Annotated in this window: 15 protein-coding genes; 7 read left to right on the forward strand and 8 right to left on the reverse strand. The window is 37.4% G+C overall.

The window, feature by feature from the left end; genetic code table 11:
• Positions 1–2 precede the first annotated feature (2 nt).
• Positions 3–2939 (reverse strand): virulence factor SrfB, encoded by a 2937-nt coding sequence (locus PQG52_RS04320; protein ID WP_271828095.1) that lies wholly within the window; start codon positions 2937–2939, stop codon positions 3–5.
• A 241-nt stretch (positions 2940–3180) separates the two neighbouring features.
• On the opposite strand from PQG52_RS04320, the gene PQG52_RS04325 reads away from it, so the two are divergent.
• On the forward strand, positions 3181–4551 hold the full coding sequence (locus PQG52_RS04325; protein WP_271828096.1) for a DHA2 family efflux MFS transporter permease subunit: 1371 nt from the start codon (positions 3181–3183) through the stop codon (positions 4549–4551).
• Between the two features lie 150 nt (positions 4552–4701).
• Here the strand turns inward: PQG52_RS04325 and PQG52_RS04330 are convergent, their stop codons facing one another.
• Genes PQG52_RS04330 through thiD form a run of 4 tightly spaced genes read right to left on the reverse strand, consistent with a single transcriptional unit; the run spans position 4702 to position 8432 of the window.
• Complete coding sequence (locus PQG52_RS04330) at positions 4702–5682, reverse strand: AbiTii domain-containing protein (RefSeq protein ID WP_271828097.1); 981 nt, start codon at positions 5680–5682, stop codon at positions 4702–4704.
• Complete coding sequence (locus PQG52_RS04335; protein WP_271828098.1) at positions 5679–6626, reverse strand: aspartyl protease family protein; 948 nt, start codon at positions 6624–6626, stop codon at positions 5679–5681. The genes PQG52_RS04330 and PQG52_RS04335 overlap by 4 nt, the downstream gene beginning before the upstream one ends.
• A gap of 1 nt (position 6627) precedes the next feature.
• Positions 6628–7605: a tyrosine recombinase XerC gene (locus PQG52_RS04340; RefSeq protein WP_271828099.1), complete on the reverse strand. Its 978-nt coding sequence runs from the start codon at positions 7603–7605 to the stop codon at positions 6628–6630.
• 29 nt (positions 7606–7634) lie between these two features.
• Positions 7635–8432, reverse strand: coding sequence for a bifunctional hydroxymethylpyrimidine kinase/phosphomethylpyrimidine kinase (gene thiD, locus PQG52_RS04345; protein ID WP_271828100.1), 798 nt, complete (start codon positions 8430–8432; stop codon positions 7635–7637).
• Positions 8433–8572: 140 nt separating this feature from the next.
• Between thiD and PQG52_RS04350 the strand changes: the two genes are divergently transcribed.
• The 4 genes from PQG52_RS04350 to PQG52_RS04360 all read left to right on the forward strand — a co-directional run bounded on the left by PQG52_RS04350 (position 8573) and on the right by PQG52_RS04360 (position 12497).
• Positions 8573–9256 carry a DUF421 domain-containing protein gene (locus tag PQG52_RS04350; RefSeq protein WP_271828101.1) on the forward strand — a complete coding sequence of 228 codons (684 nt, stop codon included), beginning with the start codon at positions 8573–8575 and terminating at the stop codon, positions 9254–9256.
• A gap of 352 nt (positions 9257–9608) precedes the next feature.
• Positions 9609–11825 carry a primosomal protein N' gene (locus tag PQG52_RS04355; protein ID WP_271828102.1) on the forward strand — a complete coding sequence of 739 codons (2217 nt, stop codon included), beginning with the start codon at positions 9609–9611 and terminating at the stop codon, positions 11823–11825.
• A 12-nt stretch (positions 11826–11837) separates the two neighbouring features.
• The gene (locus PQG52_RS11455; RefSeq protein ID WP_408869531.1) at positions 11838–12074 is read left to right on the forward strand and encodes a lysozyme inhibitor LprI family protein; all 237 of its coding nucleotides are present in this window, start codon (positions 11838–11840) and stop codon (positions 12072–12074) included.
• Positions 12075–12113: 39 nt separating this feature from the next.
• Positions 12114–12497 (forward strand): lysozyme inhibitor LprI family protein, encoded by a 384-nt coding sequence (locus PQG52_RS04360; RefSeq protein WP_271828103.1) that lies wholly within the window; start codon positions 12114–12116, stop codon positions 12495–12497.
• 7 nt (positions 12498–12504) lie between these two features.
• On the opposite strand, the gene PQG52_RS04365 is transcribed toward PQG52_RS04360, so the two are convergent.
• A complete protein-coding gene (locus PQG52_RS04365) occupies positions 12505–13257 on the reverse strand; it encodes an AraC family transcriptional regulator (protein ID WP_271828104.1) in 753 nt (250 codons plus the stop codon).
• A 186-nt stretch (positions 13258–13443) separates the two neighbouring features.
• Here PQG52_RS04365 and leuA point away from each other — a divergent pair, with 186 nt between their 5' ends.
• Positions 13444–15111 (forward strand): 2-isopropylmalate synthase, encoded by a 1668-nt coding sequence (leuA, locus tag PQG52_RS04370; RefSeq protein ID WP_271788673.1) that lies wholly within the window; start codon positions 13444–13446, stop codon positions 15109–15111.
• A gap of 64 nt (positions 15112–15175) precedes the next feature.
• Here the strand turns inward: leuA and PQG52_RS04375 are convergent, their stop codons facing one another.
• Complete coding sequence (locus PQG52_RS04375; protein WP_271828105.1) at positions 15176–16171, reverse strand: 4-hydroxyproline epimerase; 996 nt, start codon at positions 16169–16171, stop codon at positions 15176–15178.
• A 79-nt stretch (positions 16172–16250) separates the two neighbouring features.
• Entirely contained in the window at positions 16251–17156 is a 906-nt protein-coding gene (locus tag PQG52_RS04380; protein WP_271828107.1) for a dihydrodipicolinate synthase family protein, read from the reverse strand.
• A gap of 151 nt (positions 17157–17307) precedes the next feature.
• On the opposite strand from PQG52_RS04380, the gene PQG52_RS04385 reads away from it, so the two are divergent.
• Positions 17308–18552, forward strand: coding sequence for an NAD(P)/FAD-dependent oxidoreductase (locus PQG52_RS04385; RefSeq protein ID WP_271828108.1), 1245 nt, complete (start codon positions 17308–17310; stop codon positions 18550–18552).
• Positions 18553–18559: the final 7 nt, after the last annotated feature.

Here is an 18559-nt window from a genome sequence, read left to right on the forward strand (position 1 = left end):
CCTTAAGCTAACGTAAAGCGACCTGTATCTCGCCAATATCCTTCGATATTTTGCATGGTTTGCAATCGTAAGGATAAAATTCGAGGCGGATATTGTTCACCCTTTTGGTCTGTTACTTCTGCAATTTTAAATTGCTCTCTGCCTGAATAATCATTTTGTGCTTGTTCTTTGTCAAAATCGATATCTTGTCGAATAATATTCACTGTTAAAGGCAAAGCAACTTTGTTGAACCCAGGGAAATTACCAAACTCTAATGTATATAAAGGGGATGCTGGCCAGCGTTCTATTCCCAACTGTCTGAACCCAATTCGCGTCGTATTTTCAAAATCATGAATGGTAAAGCCAACATCTTCAGAGGCTTGTCCCTCTAAATCAATATTTGATAACCATACATTTTTGTTACGCAACTGGCCATTCTTTTCAAGGCGACCGATAAATCGTGCCGTAGAATACATTTTCAAATCACGTGTTCTTAAGACAAAATTTTGTAACTTTCCTTCTGCTTGTAAACAAAGCGAAGCCCCAACAACAACCGTTGTCTTGGGATCACTAATCCTATTTCTTGCATCACGAAACGCATAATAAGCACCCACGCGATAATGATACATTCCAACAATACGATGTGGAGGCACAGGCATTGCTGCTTTGATCATATCCACAATACGTCTGAATCGTGAGGGTCGTCCTGAAACCAATAATACATCACAATTATAAGCCCAGATGGCTTCACATAAATTAGAAATAACCTCTCCCATGACGTGGGAAATAGAAGCTTCAATATGCTTGACTTTAATCGCAATCTTCACAACAGCAATGTTGAAATTTTGAGCACCAGCAAGCTCTGCTTGGCGATGAATATAACTGGCGGATCGATTGATATTCTCTTTATCTTGCCCAAGAATATCTTTGACATAAAAAGGCGTTAGATCCTCAATACTGCGATCGCTAATGGATTCATATTCTTTTAAAACAGCAATTGCAATCGGTTCCAAAATAGTGCTGACAAACAATTTTCTTAAATGGCGTTCTTGTTCAGATTGACCACCCCAGTCTTGGCCAATCATACGGCTGAATAATGCTTGTGTATCTTGAACTCCAGCTTGTTGTAATGCCTCTGCTAAAGGAGGCAAAACCACATGAGTAATTAAATGTTCTAATATATCATCCCCAGCAACTTTAAAGCTTTCTCTAAATTCTTGCTTAGGGCAAATGGTTTCTCCAGAAGGAACAGTATAAGAGCTAATCATTAAATCAGTCGTGCCACCACCAATATCCAAACTAGCTACTCTGATGGAGGGTTCAAGCTGTTCATTTCGATCTGCATTAGGACGCAACCGCCCATGTAACCGCATAAATTCATCCACATTCCCACCTAAACGTTCTGTGATCTCATTATAAAGCCAGACAATTTGCGTAGCCATTGCCTCGTCCAAACGACATTGTAATTGTGGGCGTGTATTCCATGAAAGACCAAGCATTTTCCAGCATAAATCAATGGCTGCTTTGGTTCTGTTTTGTAATATCTTTTGTTCGGCTACGGGCATCCCAGGGGGCATAGTCAACACAATTGATCGTAACCTGCGCATCAATGTTTTATCTTGGCGCTGTTCTCTATTTTGAGGAGAATTCATTTGCAAACGGGCTTGCATTAAGATTTCGACAAACATAAACGTAAATAAAGAACTGCGAGAGAAATTTGGTTGAGTAGTAATATTCTGCCCTGATGCTCGTTCTTCATCGGATAAGACACGCCCTTCAGGCGAGATCATCGCCATGAAAGCACCATTCACTGGTGGATCAATAATGCGCCCTCCGTCACTGATTGAACGGCTGTTATATCGCCAGCTTTGTAACGATAATCGGCTGTCCCAAATATATCGTTTAGGAGAAGAAAGACCCGTTAGCCCTTCATTTCCAATACGCATTCCTGCTAGATGAGCTGCTTCAAATCCAACTCTGACAGGACTTGGCCAAAAGAACGCTTTTGTTCTGCCAGAACGACGAGAAAGTAAATCATTGCCAAAATTTGCTTTGGCAAACTCGATACAACTTGGAAAAGGTTGGTTATATTCTAAATAAGGACGAGATAAATCTCTGAGTGCTAAGGGATAACTATTGGAAAAATTAACATCTTGTCCCAAATGATCTTCGATCAGAATACCACAACTGCGTGAGTTGCCTAAATCAAGTACCAAATCAACTTCAACGACATTTTGGATGTTTTTTTCTGTATTACCATCCAATAAATGAATCGTCGGCATTTGTTGAACAGCTTGTAAAATTTGTAAAAAAGTTTGATAAACAGCATAATGCCAACAATAATATTGACGATCTGACAAATTCTTATGTTCAGATTTTTCTTGAGCTTCTTGCTGAACTTTTAAAAGCCAATCACCAACCCAAGCTTCATTTAAAAACCAAGCAATATCTTGTAAAGAAGAAACAAATTTGAAATGATCTTGACGTTGGCTATCTTCAAAAGTTGGTGCATTATATACCCCATCCTCATGCAGCTCTTCTAAACTGGTATCAAACACCAAATCAAGACGTATTTCACCCTCTTCAAGCTCTGCAAAGCGACCACGCACCCAGTTTCCAGGCCCTTTACGGAACAATTTATCCCCATCTTGTTCAGCAGAAAGTAATGCGAAAAAAGGTAAAGGAAGCCATTGTTTTTGCAAGAGTTGAACAACAGATTTCCAAGAAACATCATAAATCTGATCTTCTGGAGGAACACGACCTGTCAAGGGATCTTTAATAACTCCAGTTTCTGTATCTTCTTGCAAAGCATGTAATATATAGCGTGGGCTACCATCTTCGTATTCACCGTTTCGTTCTTCCCAAAACCAACATCGAATATTCTTGATCTGTTCAGTTGAAAATAATACGGGCCAAAATTGCAATCCACTCTCGGGTATTAACGTGATGGTACGGTTCATACGCTGTTTACTCTTCTACCATTAATTAACAAATCATTTGTAGGTTACTATGAGCCAAGCGGCAAATAATATCAATTTATAACATGAATTATGCTTCACTTTTAACAACACAAATATCTATTTTGAGCTATAATAGCTTTTTTTCTGCAATAAAATGCATATAAAAGCCATAAATTATATTTATAGACACTTGAATTAATCGTCTGAATTCAAATCAACAAACGAATATTTTTACATACTCATGAACGCTGTTAATCAAGATAAACAAAAGACCTTGTTACCAATTGTTGCCGCCATTGCTTTTTTTATGGCGTCACTAGATACAACTTCTGTTAACACGATTATACCGTATTTATCGACCATCTTTCATTCGCCATTAGCAACAACCAAAAATATTATTATATTTTATATGATTGCAAATTCTTTGTTCATTCCTTTGACGGGCGTTCTGTGTCAAAAATATAGCTGTCGGACGATTTTTTGTATTGCTTTGTTCATCTTTACCCTTGGCTCCTTACTTTGTGGAATATCAAACACCATGAATGAGCTTTTGGCTGCCAGAATTATACAGGGAATGGGTGGAGCATTAATGCTGCCTGTTGGGCGATTGGCGGTTATACAAACTTTTCCCAAAGATCAGTTAATCAAAGCATTAAGTATGGTAACAATCCCTGGATTGATGGGGCCATTAATAGGTCCTATTGTTGGCGGTATTATTGCTTCTTATTTGAATTGGTCGGTCATTTTCTTTATTAATATTCCATTTGGAATTGCTGGTATTTATTTCGCATTGAAACATTTTCCAACTCAAAATGACAAAAATGTCCGTATTGATATATGGGGATATTTTATTTTTGCAGCTGGGATTGCGCTGGTCACTTATGCACTCAGCTTATATAGTGAAACAACAGCCTATACGCTCCCCACGATTATTTTTTGTGTTGGACTAGTATTACTTGGTGCTTATTGGATTAGATCTTTGTATCATGATTATCCTTTATTCAGCCCAAAATTATTTAAAATTAAAAGTTTTTCCATTGGCATTTTAGGAAATTTGGTTGCCCGCCTGGGATGTGGTGCCGTGCCTTTTATGATTCCTTTGATGTTACAAAGATTATTAGGTTTATCACCCGTTGCTTGTGGTGTTGCTATGTTACCCTTAGCAATATCTGCCATGGTTGCGAAACCTTTTGTTTCAAAAGCAATCAAGTTAATGGGTTATCGTAATTTTCTATTTATCAATACTCTTATTTTAAGTGCGTCTTATGTATCTTATTGCTTGGTTAATGAGCATTCTAGATGGATTTTGATTTCTATTTTGATGTTCATCACAGGGTTTGTAAATTCAATGCAATTTACCGCAATGAATACTGTCACTGTATTAGATCTATCCCCTAAAAGACAACCTGCAGGCAGCTGTTTATTATCAACCGTTATGCAAGTTTCAATGGCTTCTGGCGTTGCGATTTCCGCTATTCTTTTAACCTTGGATGAGACAGTTCATCTTCATGCTTTGCCTGCTACTCATTTTCATTTTACTTGGTTATATCTTGGAATCATTACGATTATTAGTGCCTTTATTTTTGTATTATTGCCTAATAAAAGAATTTAGATCGCATCATGCCTTGGACATTTTCCCATCCAGCCGTTGTTTTTCTAATCAAACAATTAAGCTTCTTTAGATTATTGCCTTTTAAATAGTAACTTTTAGATAAATAGGCGACAACGTAAAACTAATATTCATTTTATTTATTAAATGAGCTTATTCGTTTTCTTTCATCAAAGATAGAATGTCGCCAACCATTAAATAAGTATAAATCACATATCTATCTGCTTCATCTTTGCTAGTGATGATATCATGGGTACCTTTGTTCATAGCATTATAAATTGCATCTAGTCGTTCACCCAAATAACTGATATTGGAACCAACGATTTTTTCAAAAGCATCTGAGTCTGTATGTTCTTCGACATAGGCAACCAATCGATTAATATAATTCCCTGAACCCAGTTTGATTGTTTTATCCTTACCATTAGACAATTTAATGATTTTATCTTCTCGAACAGGATAAAGAGCATCAGCAATATTTTGTAAGATACGACGACAACTATGCACTGCATTCGACCAGTCTTCAGTATTTTCCGAAGCTAAATTCTCATAAACTGAGGTAAATTGTTTCATTGCATCAGGAACTAATTTTCCAATATTTTTATCAACCATTAATCTGGTTCTAGAGAATATATCAGTTGAAATTTTTGAGCATTTTAGTTCGTAATACCTATTAGTGACATATTCATGAAGAAAAAACCTTCTTTTCTCCATATTTATTTTTAATATTGAAAAATTATGCATAAATATGTTTAAATCAGCATCTTGTTCAATCATGTGATGTAAAAGATTTTCTGATGCCTTAATTTTCTCCTCTAGTGTCTTGACACTTTGATTATTTGTAAGTAACTCAAAGTTGTTATCTTCCAAAACAACTTCATGAACTCTTCTAGATAATTGTAATAACTTTAAATTTCTTTGATTTAATGATCTTTGTTCATTGTGTTTTGGGTAGCCACTAACTTCATATTGAAATATTTTCTGATAATCAAAATCATTTAATAACCTAGCCAGTCGACTAGCTTTTAACATACAATTTGATAACGAAGTCGTTTCCAACTCTATCGCCGTTAAAATCTCTTCACTTAATTGTAATGCTTCTTCTAATGTTTTCGTATTAACAGGAATATTGTTCATTTTGTTTTCCCGTTACTTATTGCATTATTCATAAAAAACAACTTGTGACGAGAATAAGATACCCAAACATGACGAGATGCGAACCAATCTGATCCAATCAGCATATTCATTGAATCATAAAGCTGGGAAACGGTTAAGATTGGATTATGCTCTATATCTTGCCCCAATTGAAATGTTTTAAATTTATGCCAATAATAGCGAGAGCTGCGCATATCGACACCACTGGCTATCCCACCAGGGTCTTTGGTTAAAACATGATAAGGCACACCGATTTTTATGGCTGTTTCAAACGAAACAATTCGGGAACGCGCGCCACTATCTAATAATGCCACCAACGGTTTACCATCCACTTTAACCGTAACAAAAGGACGATGACCTATCATTTTCAATGCTACTGATTGCATTTCATCGCCCCAAAAAGGAGGCACGTGACACAGCATAGAATTAGATTCGATATGCCAAAAAGACAATATTCCTGATTTGATATTAAAATCCAAATCAAAATGAGACAATATATCCCCACCAATTAACCCTATCACTGGAATATCTAACTTAGGATAAGTTGGTAAGTTTCCTAAAGGTACAGACAAAGGTCCAATCGTTAATTGTCCCAATTTCATTTGCCGAATAAACACATTTTTGACAAGCTCTTGCCCACCTCTTGGACCTTGAACAACCGTTTGACGATTAGGATCAATGGGCAGGTTTAATAATTTTGCCCCTTCTGGAAAGATTAAGCTGCCCTCTGACCCAGTATCCACCACCATATTAAATGGATGGCCATTAATGCTGACGGTAACCAATAAAAAACCGCCAACATCTTTTAAAGATGCTTGTCCCAGTTTTTCATAATCACACGAAGTTTGAGCTTGCACATCATTGGAGGCTGCACTGTGTAACAAAATAAAAAGGCTAAAAAAACAAAATATTAGCGTTTTTTTCATATTATTTATCCTGACGTGCACGGGGATGCGCATTTTCCCATATTTTTAACAAATGTGCTTCGTCCATCAATGTGTATTTCTGTGTTGTTGAAAGGCTTGCATGCCCCAGTAATGTTTGGATAGTCCTTAAATCTCCGCCATTTTGCATAATGTGCGTGGCAAAAGAGTGGCGTAAAGCATGAGGTGTTGCCAGATCAGATAATCCCATCATACGACGATATTCTCGCATTGTTTTTTGTGCAATCGAAGGATTTAATCGTTTGCCACGTAATCCAATAAAAACAGGATTTTTTCCTTCTGCAATGCCAGGATATTGTGCTTTCCATTGCATTAGTGCTTCTGCAACCATCGGTAAAATGGGAATTAGGCGTTCTTTGTTTCCTTTACCGGTAACTCGTAATACGCCCCCTTCTTCATCCAGTCTTGAATGGTGTAAATCTATCCAATCCAATCCCAATGCTTCTGATAACCGCAAACCACAACCATACAGCAACGTAAATAATGCAATGTCTCTGCTTTGAGCAATCGGCGATTGATCGACAATGGCAATATCTTTTGATAGCGCCATTGCTTCTTCTTGCGATAAAGGATGAGGCAAAATCTGTTTCGTTTTTGGCGTGCTAAGTAACGTGGCAGCACTATTTTCAATTTGGTGATAAAGTGTTAGATAACGATAAAACGACTTAAGTGCCGATAAACGGCGACGACGTGTGCGAATAGCGGCGTCTTGCGTATGGCGACCATGTCCTAATCGTGGGTTATTTAACGCTTTATCATTTTCATTGGCTAACCAAGAGCGCAAATCTTTATGGCTTAAGGTCGATAAAGTATTTTTGGTAGGCTCTTCACCTACATGCTGAGTTAAAAAGCTCAAAAATCGTGTTAGATCTTGTTGATATGCTATCAAGCTGTGTTCCGAAGCTCTGCGACTATCTTTCATCCATCCTAAAAATTGTTGTAATAATTCAAAAGCCAGCATTTACTTTACCCTGATCTACAATTGATCTTTTACTTCCATAAATTACAAAAATGATGCAATGGACCATGCCCGTGACCAACAGATAATTGATAACTTGATTGCAACGCCTGTTCTAAAAATGCCTTAGCTTTTTCAACTGCCTTCGGAACAGTCATCGTGGGTAATAAGGCTGTAATTGCTGAAGATAACGTACATCCAGTCCCGTGATCGTTTTTCGTTATAATCCGTTCGCCAACGAATTCATAGGTTTCTTGTGAATTACGTAATACATCACGACAAATATTACCCGTTAAATGACCGCCTTTTAACAAAACCCATTGCGGATTTAGTTGTAATATATTCTTTGCTTCTACTTCCATTTCATCCAAAGAAATCGGTTCTTTTTTATTTAATAAAACGCAAGCCTCTGGAATATTAGGGGTGACTATTGTTACTTGAGGGAGCAAAATATCTCTGATCGCGGCAACAGCGGTTTCATCAATCAAAGGATCACCACTTTTCGCCACCATAACAGGATCCAAAACCACGTTTTTAACATTATATTGTTTTAGCTTCGAGGCCACCACTTTAACAATGTCAGCATTTGCCAACATGCCGATTTTTACAGCATCAACTGTTATATCTTCAAATACAACATCAATTTGTTCCCCGACAAATTCGGCGTCCATTGTTCGATAAGACCTGACCCCTTGAGTATTTTGAGCAACGACGGCTGTAATCACAGACATTGCATAGGTTCCAAGTGCAGAAAAAGTTTTCATATCTGCTTGGATACCCGCCCCACCGCTGGGATCAGTACCTGCAATTGTTAAGATATTTTTAATCATCAACTCTATTCCTCTTAAAATATATCATTCATCTTTATTTAAATATTTGGTATAACTTAGAAACAACTTTTAGACAAAATCCTTATCTTTTCTACATTATAATTATAATCGATTGTTGTCTTGATAATAAAGGGGCTTTGATGACCTATTTTGCATTAGTTTTTCTGAAATTTATACTCGGATTTATAATCGTTATTTGTTATTTTAATCTTTCGGGTAAAACGCAAATCTCTCAAATGTCGCCCATTGATTTAATCGGCAATTTTATCCTCGGTGGTATTATAGGTGGCGTTATTTATAGCGATACAATACCTGTTTACACTTATGTATTAGTATTAATCATTGGCACTTTTTTAATGCATATATTAAATAAAGTCGCCAAAGAGTTTGAAATGTTTCGATCTTTTACATTAGGTGATCCTATTATTATCATCAAAAATGGTCAATTGATGATCGATACAATTAATAACAAACATAATAAAATTGATATTATTAATCTGTTATCCATTTTACATTCCAGAGGCATCGGCTCTATTCAAGATATCCATTACGCCCAAGTTGAACCTAATGGACAATTGACCATTATTGAAAAGGACCAAAATGAGCCTTCGATTGTTTTGATTTTAAGAGGTGATATACAACGGTTACCCCTTGAATTATTTGATACTGACAATGAGTTTATTGCGCATCTTCTAGAAAATAATAATCTGGAACAAAAAGAAGTTTTTATTGCTGAATATTATAGCCAGACAATTATTATTACACTTAATAGTGGGAAAAAAGTAACCGTTCCAGTTACGTTAAAACCGAAAGAATCATTCTAGGATTTAATTGGGTCAAATTTTTTCTAATTCAAGCCGTTCTCGTCTGAATGCGACTATCCTTCATAGGGATAGACGACGTTTTCCAATATAATTTTTATAACTTATTCTGTTTTAATCAACCACTCTTAGGATATTTAATCGAAACCAATAATAATGAAGTCATTTGTTTTTGGTTAATAATACCATAAAATAACAACAGTGATGCTTTATTACCCTATAGAAATTAAGTAATAATTACACTAATATTCTAATTAAATCGATTATTTGTCATATTCAGTATTTGCCGACCCACCGCTTATCAGAGTATAAATATTATATATATCATATATATCATTGAAACATTCTAAGTATTATGTGCCCTCATATTCTACCTGTATTATTACCTTATCCTTTCAAAGAGCCTTTTTATTATCAAGTTCCGCCTGAACTTGAACATGATTCTTTAAGACCTGGCACAATCGTCATCATTCCATTGAGTAATCGCGAAGAAATCGGTGTTATTTGGGAAAAACATGCTCTACCAAAAGGCATTGCTCTACCTGTGGAAGAATCTAAGAAAATTAAGAAAATAAAATCTATTATTTCTATTATACCCATTCCTCCGTTACCTTCTATCCTACTCCAATTTATAGATTGGGTTGCTGCCTATACATTATCACCACCAGGGCTAGTATTAGCCATTGCTTTACGTGGCATTCAAACCTATGCTTCAACCAACGCCCCTAAAACAGGATGGGTTTTATCTGATCTACCAACAGATAAACTCCGTATAACCCCTGCCCGTGAGAAAATTCTTCAATTTTTAAAGAATAAAGAAAACCCAATTACCACTGGCTTTTTAACAGATGCATTACAAGTCAGTTCTAGTGTCATTCAAGGTCTTGCCAAAGCGGGTATTCTAGAAGAAAAATTACTACCCTATCATTTTCCTTTTTTGGAACCAGATCCCTCTTTTCATATCCCGCAATTATCAGAAGAGCAACAAGAAGCTGCTGATTTTCTAAGCACAAAAGTCAACAACAAAGAATTCTCTGTTACTTTATTACAAGGGGTAACAGGTTCAGGCAAAACCGAAGTTTATATGCAGGCCATCGCGACGTGTATTGAACAAGGGCAACAGGTTTTAATATTACTTCCTGAAATCGCACTCTCTTCACAATGGGTAGAACGATTTGAAAAACGTTTTGGGGTTAAACCTGCACTTTGGCATTCGGACTTAACTAACAAACAACGAAAACTTACTTGGCAAGCCGTTATCAAAAATGAAGTATCTGTTCTCGTCGGTGCAAGATCTGCGTTATTTCTTCCATTTACCCGTTTGGGATTAATAATCATTGATGAGGAACATGAGACATCCTTTAAACAAGAAGAAGGTATTATTTATCATGCCAGAGATATGGCCATTGTTCGAGCCAGACTATCCAATTGCCCCGCTGTGTTGGTCTCAGCAACCCCATCACTTGAAACGCTAACCAATGCCTATCATCATAAATATCATCATTTAACTTTGACCGCACGTCATGGCGGAGCATCCATGCCTGATGTGCAAATTGTTGATTTACGGGCTACTCCACCCCATAGAGGCTTATTTTTATCGCCACCGTTAATCACTGCCACTCAACAACGCTTAGAAAAAGGCGAACAAGTTCTATTCTTTTTAAATCGCCGAGGCTATGCACCATTAACGCTCTGTCGTGCTTGTGGTCATCGCCTTGAGTGTCCTCATTGTTCAGCGTGGTTAGTCGAACATCGCAGCACTCAACGACTGGTTTGCCATCATTGTGAATATTTTATTCCTATTCCCAAAGAATGTCCTCACTGTAATGCTCCAGATAGTATGGTGGCTATTGGTCCTGGGATAGAACGGATTACAGAGGAAGCACGCGCAACTTTCCCTGATGCCAAGATCCTTGTGATGTCCAGTGATAATTTAACCAGCCCCAAAGCCACCGCAGAAGCCATTCGTCAGATTGATAAAAAAGAAGTTAATCTGATTATCGGCACCCAGATTGTCGCCAAAGGCTGGCACTTCCCGTTTTTAACGTTAGTGGGTGTAATTGATGCCGATCTTGGACTAAGTGGTGCTGATTTACGAGCCTCTGAAAAAACATTGCAACTGCTACACCAAGTTGGAGGTCGAGCAGGACGCGCACAATCTGCAGGGGTCGTGATGTTACAAAGTTACCTTGCCGATCACCCCGTTATGGAAACATTGGTCAAAGGCGATTTCAACGAATTTATGTTACAAGAAGCCGCCGAACGCCAAATGGGCTTTTGGCCTCCTTATGGACGATTAGCCGCCATTATCGTCAGTGCAGATACGAATGATGAAGCCATGCAAATTGCTTATGAACTTGGACAAAACGCCCCGCAAATGGAAGGTGTGATTGTTCTTGGTCCTGCTCCTGCACCTTTGGCTTTACTGCGCAATCGTTATCGGCAACGATTGTTACTCAGAACACAAAAACATATCGCTATTCAACCGATTTTACATCAATGGCTATCCAGCGTTAAGGCTAAAAAAAGCGTTAAGATTGATGTGGATATTGATCCTATTTCATTTTTGTAAAGATTACATAAGATGCTATTAAAAAATTCTTTTTTCATTATAACCCTTTTCGGATTTCTATCCTGTGCAAAAACTTCCCTTGCCAGAGAAGCCTGCAACGATGGCAGTCCTGTGACAGCAGACATTATGAATTGTCTTATGATTGATTATGAAAAAAGTAATAAGCAATTAAATACGCTGTATCATACCATAATACAAAATTTATCAATTCCCGAACAGAAACAACTTAAATCGTCACAAATCAAATGAATTAAAAGTAAAGATGAGTGTAATCGATTCTATAATGAGATGGAATATGGACATGAAGGTCGTTTTTCTGTTGTTGTTTGTCAAACTCGGAAAACAGATAGTCGTATCAAATATCTCACTATTTACCAACAATGTTATCAAGTGAGTTCTCAACATTCAAATATAAAAAGCTGTTTATGGGATGAATATCAAAAATTAGATCAACAACTCAACCTAGTTTATAAACAAGTTTTGTCCAAATCTTCCACTGAAAAGCAAAAAGATATTAAAAAAGACGAAAGAGAGTGGATTAAAGAAAAAGATATTGCTTGTAATAAATATAAAAATATTAATGACAAAAATTCGAGTAAAATTGAATGTCTTATTGAAAGAACACAAGAACAAGTATCCATACTTGAATCTCAATTAAAGGAAAATGAATAAGAAATATTTAACCCTTACCAGTCACCTTATTCACATAATCCCTCGGCGTAAACCCAAGCCTCTGTTTAAACACAGTGGTAAACGCGCTGGGGCTATCATATCCGACTTGCAAAGCAACCTGAGTAATCGGTTCGCCAGAGGTTAACAGTTCCAAAGCAACTTGCATCCGTTTCCTGCGGAGCCATTCGACAAAGCTCAACCCTGTTTGTTTATAAAATTGACGCGTAACGGTTCGATCACTTACCTTTAATCGTTTAGAAAAATCAGCCACAGACCAAGGGTAGTCTAGATTTTTAGATATATAGCGACAGATTTCTTGATACTCAGCATCTTTAGGATAAGGCAGTTCAAACGCGTACAAGTCCGATAACGACCTCAACTCGTTTAAAAAGAGCTCAATCGTCCATTCTTCAATAGAATGAGGTAAATAATGACTATCGATCCCAACCAGTTTCGGCATCAACGCATGCATTAACGGTGAAATATTCACGACTTGAGTTTTATAGGGAAAATCAGCACGCGCAAACGGATCAACATAGATACTATATAAAGACGTATCCTTAAGCATTGTCAGCTTATGCATCGCCCCTGCAATGATCCAAATACCATCTTTTTCTGTAATGACCGAGCAACTTGTCTGTGTTTCTACTCGAATCAGCCCTTTTTTAATGACCAATAATTGCACACATTCATGCCGATGCAACTTGTCTTCAAACTGCTCACTCGAAAAATGATATTCTTTAACGGATAAGAGGGTCAAAACAGACAAACCATTCATGCTATATATTATCAAACATACGATAATTTACAGCAATTTTAATGCCAACAACAGAACAAATTGTCCATTTTAAGCAAAAACATGTCTGGGCTTCAAAAGCGAATCAAATTGACCTTGGTTATACTATTCTTAATCGTCATGAATAAAGACATTTAAAAGGTAAAACCAATGTTGACTAATCCAGAAACAAAATATCGTCCGTTTAACGCATTCCCTTTCCCTGAACGCACATGGCCAAATAACACTATTACCAAGGCTCCGATTTGGTGTGCTGTGGATATGCGTGATGGCAATCAATCTTTAATCAACCCTATGGATCATGATCGTAAAATTCGGTTTTTTAAATTATTAGTCGATTGTGGCTTTAAACATATTGAAGTCGGTTTTCCATCCGCCTCTGAAACAGAGTTCAACTTTGTTCGTTACTTAATTGACAACAACATGATTCCTGAAGATGTCACTATTCAGGTATTAACGGCTGCCAGACCAGAATTGATCGAACGCACCTTTGAAGCGTTAAAGGGTGCAAAAAAAGTCGTCATTCACGTCTATAACGCCATTGCGGAAATCTTCAGACGAATTGTGTTCAATAAATCTCAAGACGAAATTATCGATATGGCCACAACAGCCACACAATTAGTGGTCGATCATTGTAATAAAAATCCAGAAACTCATTGGACATTTGAATATTCACCCGAGAATTTCTCGTTGGCTGAAATTGATTACGCAATTCGTATTTGTGAAGCTGTGGCTGATGTATGGAAACCTTCCGAACAAAGACCAATGATTATCAATTTACCCAGCTCTGTAGAAGCCAGCACTCCGAACGTCTTTGCCGATCAGATCGAATATTTTTGCACGCATTTTTCACAAAGGGACAAAGTCTGTATCAGCGTCCATCCTCATAATGACCGCGGCACCGCCATTGCAACCGCGGAATTATCCTTACTAGCCGGTGCTGATCGTATCGAAGGATGCTTATTTGGTAATGGCGAACGTACGGGCAATGCTGATTTGGTTGTATTAGCTTTAAATCTATATTCCCAAGGGATCCATCCTAACCTTGATTTCCATGATATTAAACATATTGGTGAAGTGGTCAAAGAATGTAACGAGCTTCCAATTCATCCAAGGCACCCTTATGTGGGTGATTTAGTATTTAGTGCATTTTCTGGTAGCCACCAAGATGCCATTAAAAAAGGCTTTCAAAATCGTCAAAAACAAAATCATACCTATTGGGAAATGCCTTATTTGCCAATTGACCCTGCTGATTTAGGATGTAGCTATGAAGCCGTCATTCGCGTAAACAGTCAATCTGGAAAAAGTGGCGCTGCTTGGATTTTACAACAAAATCATGGAATTGAATTGCCACCGCATTTACAACGTGAATTTAGTACTATTATTCAACAAAAAACAGATCAATCAGGTCATGAATTAACCCCTGCTGAAATCTGGTCTATTTTCCGTGAACATTATGGCTTAACGGGTCAAAACAAATTGACCTTACAAGAATTTAATGTCGAGCAAAATGCGCCCAACAGCACTAAATTGAAATTAACATTGAATATTGATGGTAAAAAATCAACGATGGAAGGTGAAGGTAATGGTGTATTATCCGCAGGAACAGCAATCTTAAAAGAAAAAACACATCTAGATTTTCGTATTGTAGAATATAATGAACATACTTTAGGGAAAAATAGTGATAGTCGTTCAATAAGCTATATCAAATGTTCTAATAAAACTGGTGAGAGCTTCTGGGGGGTTGCGATCGATAACGATATTCTTAGCTCTTCTTTGAAAGCATTATTAAACGCAGTCAGTAAATTTGTCGGCTAATCTAATTGTAAAAATAAGTTTCTGATATAAATTTGAAATATCAGAAACTTAATAATGATATCAATTAAACGATTTGAAATCCTTTGTGAAAAGGATCTTCTTTATTAATCCAAATTGTATTAAATCCCGTTGAAATGGCACTGCCTTGAATTAATGGAAGAATAGCAGGTTTTCCATTAATATCCGTTTCTGCTGCAATGGTTGCGATGAACTTACTATGAATAAAGCTTTCATGAGTAAAAGCTTCACCGACAGATAATTGTTTTTTATGCCATAAATGCGCTATTCTTGCCGAAGTTCCTGTACCACAAGGGCTGCGATCAATGGCTTTATCCCCATAGAATACTGCGTTACGACCGCGTAGACGATCAGTTTGAGGATCAGCCCATAATACATGGCTGACGCCTTTAATGGTTGAATCCAAAGGATGCACTGGTTGAATAGCGTCTCGCATTAACGCACGGACAATCGGACTGTATTTTAAAATTGCAGCAGCGCCAAGTTGATCGATGCTGTGATAGTTTCCTTGAGGCTCAACGATTGCGTAAAAATTCCCACCGTACGCCACATCAACGGTTAATTGACCAAGCTCTGGAACATCAATCACAATCCCTGTTGCTTCGACAAAAGCAGGAATATTATGAATGGTCACAGCCGTAACTTTGTTAATTTCATATTGATAATCAATTTCGATAATCCCAGCAGGCACTTCTAATCTTAATTTACCAGGTGTTCTGGGTTGTATTAATCCATGTTCCAATCCAAAAGTGACCAATCCAATCGTGCCATGCCCACACATTGGTAAGCAACCACTGGTTTCAATAAATAAAATCCCAGCATCAGTATCTTCTTGTGTAGGAGGATATAAAAATCCACCTGACATCATATCATGCCCACGAGGTTCGAAACATAAGCCTGTTCTAATCCAGTCAAAACGATTTAGAAAATCTTGTCGACGTTCGCTCATATTTTTCCCTTTTAATAAAGGCGCGCCACCCGCAACCAATCGCACAGGATTTCCAGCGGTATGTCCATCTACACAAAAAAAAGTATGCTGCATGTTATTATTTTTCAATTCAAGTAAGGGAACAGAATATAAGCATCATCTGGGGCGAATTTTACCCCAGAGTTATATAGACCTAAGCCGCAGTCGATAACAAAGTTGGACGTGTTTTCGCTGCTTGTTCTACCATATCAATGATTTCTTTACGACGAGCGCCTTCTAATACATAACGTGGTTTACGGACACGTTCATTACCACGACCCATAATTTGTTCAGCAAGCTTAATACATTGAACCAAATCATGTTCTGCATCCAGATGTAATAAAGGCATAAACCAACGATAAATTGCCAATGCAGTTTTTAAATCACCTTTTTCTAAAGCAGCTACCAAAGCAACTGATTCTTGAGGAAATGCACTGGTTAAACCTGAAATCCAGCCTTTTGCGCCTAATAATAACCCTTCGTAAGCCACATCATCCAACCCTGCCATCATTAAATAACGATCGCCAAAGGCATTATATAAATCTGTGTAACGTTTTGTATCAGGAGAGCTCTCTTTAACTGCAACAATATTTTTCACTTCAGTCAATTGTGACAAAACATCCGCACCGATATTCACGCGATATGCGTTGGGATTGTTATAAAGCATTAATGGTAAATCTGTTGCTGCAGCAATGTCTTTGAAATGTGCAACCAATTCGTTTTCTTTAGGCACATATACCATTGCTGGTAAAACCATCAAACAATCTGCACCGATTCGAGTAGCTTCTTTGGCAAATTTAACGCCACGGCCTGTCGTCATTTCAGAGATTCCCACAATAATAGGAACGCGTTTATTCACGACTTCACATGCTGCTTCTAAAACGCGAATCTTTTCTTCTGGTTCCAAAGAGTTATTTTCACCACAAGTACCCATGACGACCAACCCGTGAACGCCGTCTTTGATCAGTGCATCTAATACATCTTGAGTCGCTTTGATATCAATAGAAAGATCAGGAGCAAACTGTGTTGTTGCTGCTGGGAAAACGCCGGTCCATTTCATTGTGTATTTCCTTGTTCGATTTAAATGAAATTCTCTTCAGAATGTTACTTGTATTTTTTCACAAACAGGTTGTAATCTAATACATATTGTATATCGTATACGAAATACGAATATATTTGTATATAAAATTTTTGTGAGAAGCGAAAAAATTATGGCCAATATGCAAAATAACGAAATGGTAATTATTGGCGGCGGTATTATCGGCTTGCTCAGTGCAATTCATTTGCAACGTGCTGGTTTGACCGTCACGATCATCCAAGATCAGCAATTTCCAGCCTCTTATGGGAATGCTGGACATATCGCTATTGAACAAGTTATGCCATTGGCTAATCGTGAAAATGCACTTACTGGATATAGAAGACTTTTTTGTATGGGGGGTGCATTAGATATTGGTTGGCAATATCCACATAAATGGTTTCCTTGGTTTGCAAACTATTTAAAAGCCAGCTTTTCACAAAAACAAGTTAATGAAGGTAAAGAATCGATCAAATCTCTTTTGAATCATTCTGTTGCATCATGGGAAAGATTGGTAAATTCAATTAACCAACCCGATTTGTTGATGATTGATGGCCATTATGTGATTTATCATGACAAGGATAAAGGGGAACATGGCTGTAATGATTGGCAGAACGCTGATATCGGTACAGCCAGCGTTCATTCTATGGACAAACAAACCTTAGAACGAATCAGCCAACAACTCAGCACCCAACCTGTGAATGGTCTTTGTTTTGAAAAAACAGGACAAATCAAAAATGTATCAACATTGTTAGAGGTTTGTAAGAATCATTTCATTGAACATGGTGGGATATTTAAATATGAGCATGTCACCTCCATTCAACCTGATAATGGACAGACCAAAATTATATTCGGTAACAATATTGCTATCTCATATCAAAACGTTTTGATTTGTGCTGGGGCAAGGTCTGGCGAATTATTGAAAAAGATGGGGGAATATTTTCCTGTCATTGCCGAGCGCGGTTATCATATTGAATGGGAGCATGACGGCTCTTATGATTTACCACCACTGGTTTTTGAAGATCTTTCCTTTATTGTCACGCGGTTTGAAAACCGTTTACGTTTAGCATCTTTTGTTGAATTTACTCAATTCAGCGCCAAGCCAGATGAACGTAAATGGGGAAAATTAGAAGAATATGCCAATAAATTCGGGTTTTCAAGAAAATCAGAATTTAAACGGTGGGTTGGATCACGCCCGACTTTACCAGACTATCGACCTGTCATTGGAAAAAGTAAAAAAAATCCTGGTTTATTTTTTGCCTTTGGTCATCAACATCTTGGACTAACTCTGGCTGCCATTACTGGCGAGATCATTACCGATCTAGTCACAGGTAAACAACCATCAGTCTCAATATCCGCTTTTCGACCTGATCGATTTTAATGTTCAT

Source organism: Commensalibacter communis (assembly GCF_947179105.1).
GTDB lineage: Bacteria > Pseudomonadota > Alphaproteobacteria > Acetobacterales > Acetobacteraceae > Commensalibacter > Commensalibacter communis.

Bases quoted from the DNA above. Each gene is read 5' to 3' on its own strand.
- PQG52_RS04320 (WP_271828095.1), bottom strand. From the start codon at position 2,939: ATGAACCGTACCATCACGTTAATACCCGAGAGTGGATTGCAATTTTGG.
- PQG52_RS04325 (WP_271828096.1), top strand. From the start codon at position 3,181: ATGAACGCTGTTAATCAAGATAAACAAAAGACCTTGTTACCAATTGTT.
- PQG52_RS04330 (WP_271828097.1), bottom strand. From the start codon at position 5,682: ATGAACAATATTCCTGTTAATACGAAAACATTAGAAGAAGCATTACAA.
- PQG52_RS04335 (WP_271828098.1), bottom strand. From the start codon at position 6,626: ATGAAAAAAACGCTAATATTTTGTTTTTTTAGCCTTTTTATTTTGTTA.
- PQG52_RS04340 (WP_271828099.1), bottom strand. From the start codon at position 7,605: ATGCTGGCTTTTGAATTATTACAACAATTTTTAGGATGGATGAAAGAT.
- thiD (WP_271828100.1), bottom strand. From the start codon at position 8,432: ATGATTAAAAATATCTTAACAATTGCAGGTACTGATCCCAGCGGTGGG.
- PQG52_RS04350 (WP_271828101.1), top strand. From the start codon at position 8,573: ATGACCTATTTTGCATTAGTTTTTCTGAAATTTATACTCGGATTTATA.
- PQG52_RS04355 (WP_271828102.1), top strand. From the start codon at position 9,609: ATGTGCCCTCATATTCTACCTGTATTATTACCTTATCCTTTCAAAGAG.
- PQG52_RS11455 (WP_408869531.1), top strand. From the start codon at position 11,838: ATGCTATTAAAAAATTCTTTTTTCATTATAACCCTTTTCGGATTTCTA.
- PQG52_RS04360 (WP_271828103.1), top strand. From the start codon at position 12,114: ATGGAATATGGACATGAAGGTCGTTTTTCTGTTGTTGTTTGTCAAACT.
- leuA (WP_271788673.1), top strand. From the start codon at position 13,444: ATGTTGACTAATCCAGAAACAAAATATCGTCCGTTTAACGCATTCCCT.
- PQG52_RS04375 (WP_271828105.1), bottom strand. From the start codon at position 16,171: ATGCAGCATACTTTTTTTTGTGTAGATGGACATACCGCTGGAAATCCT.
- PQG52_RS04380 (WP_271828107.1), bottom strand. From the start codon at position 17,156: ATGAAATGGACCGGCGTTTTCCCAGCAGCAACAACACAGTTTGCTCCT.
- PQG52_RS04385 (WP_271828108.1), top strand. From the start codon at position 17,308: ATGGCCAATATGCAAAATAACGAAATGGTAATTATTGGCGGCGGTATT.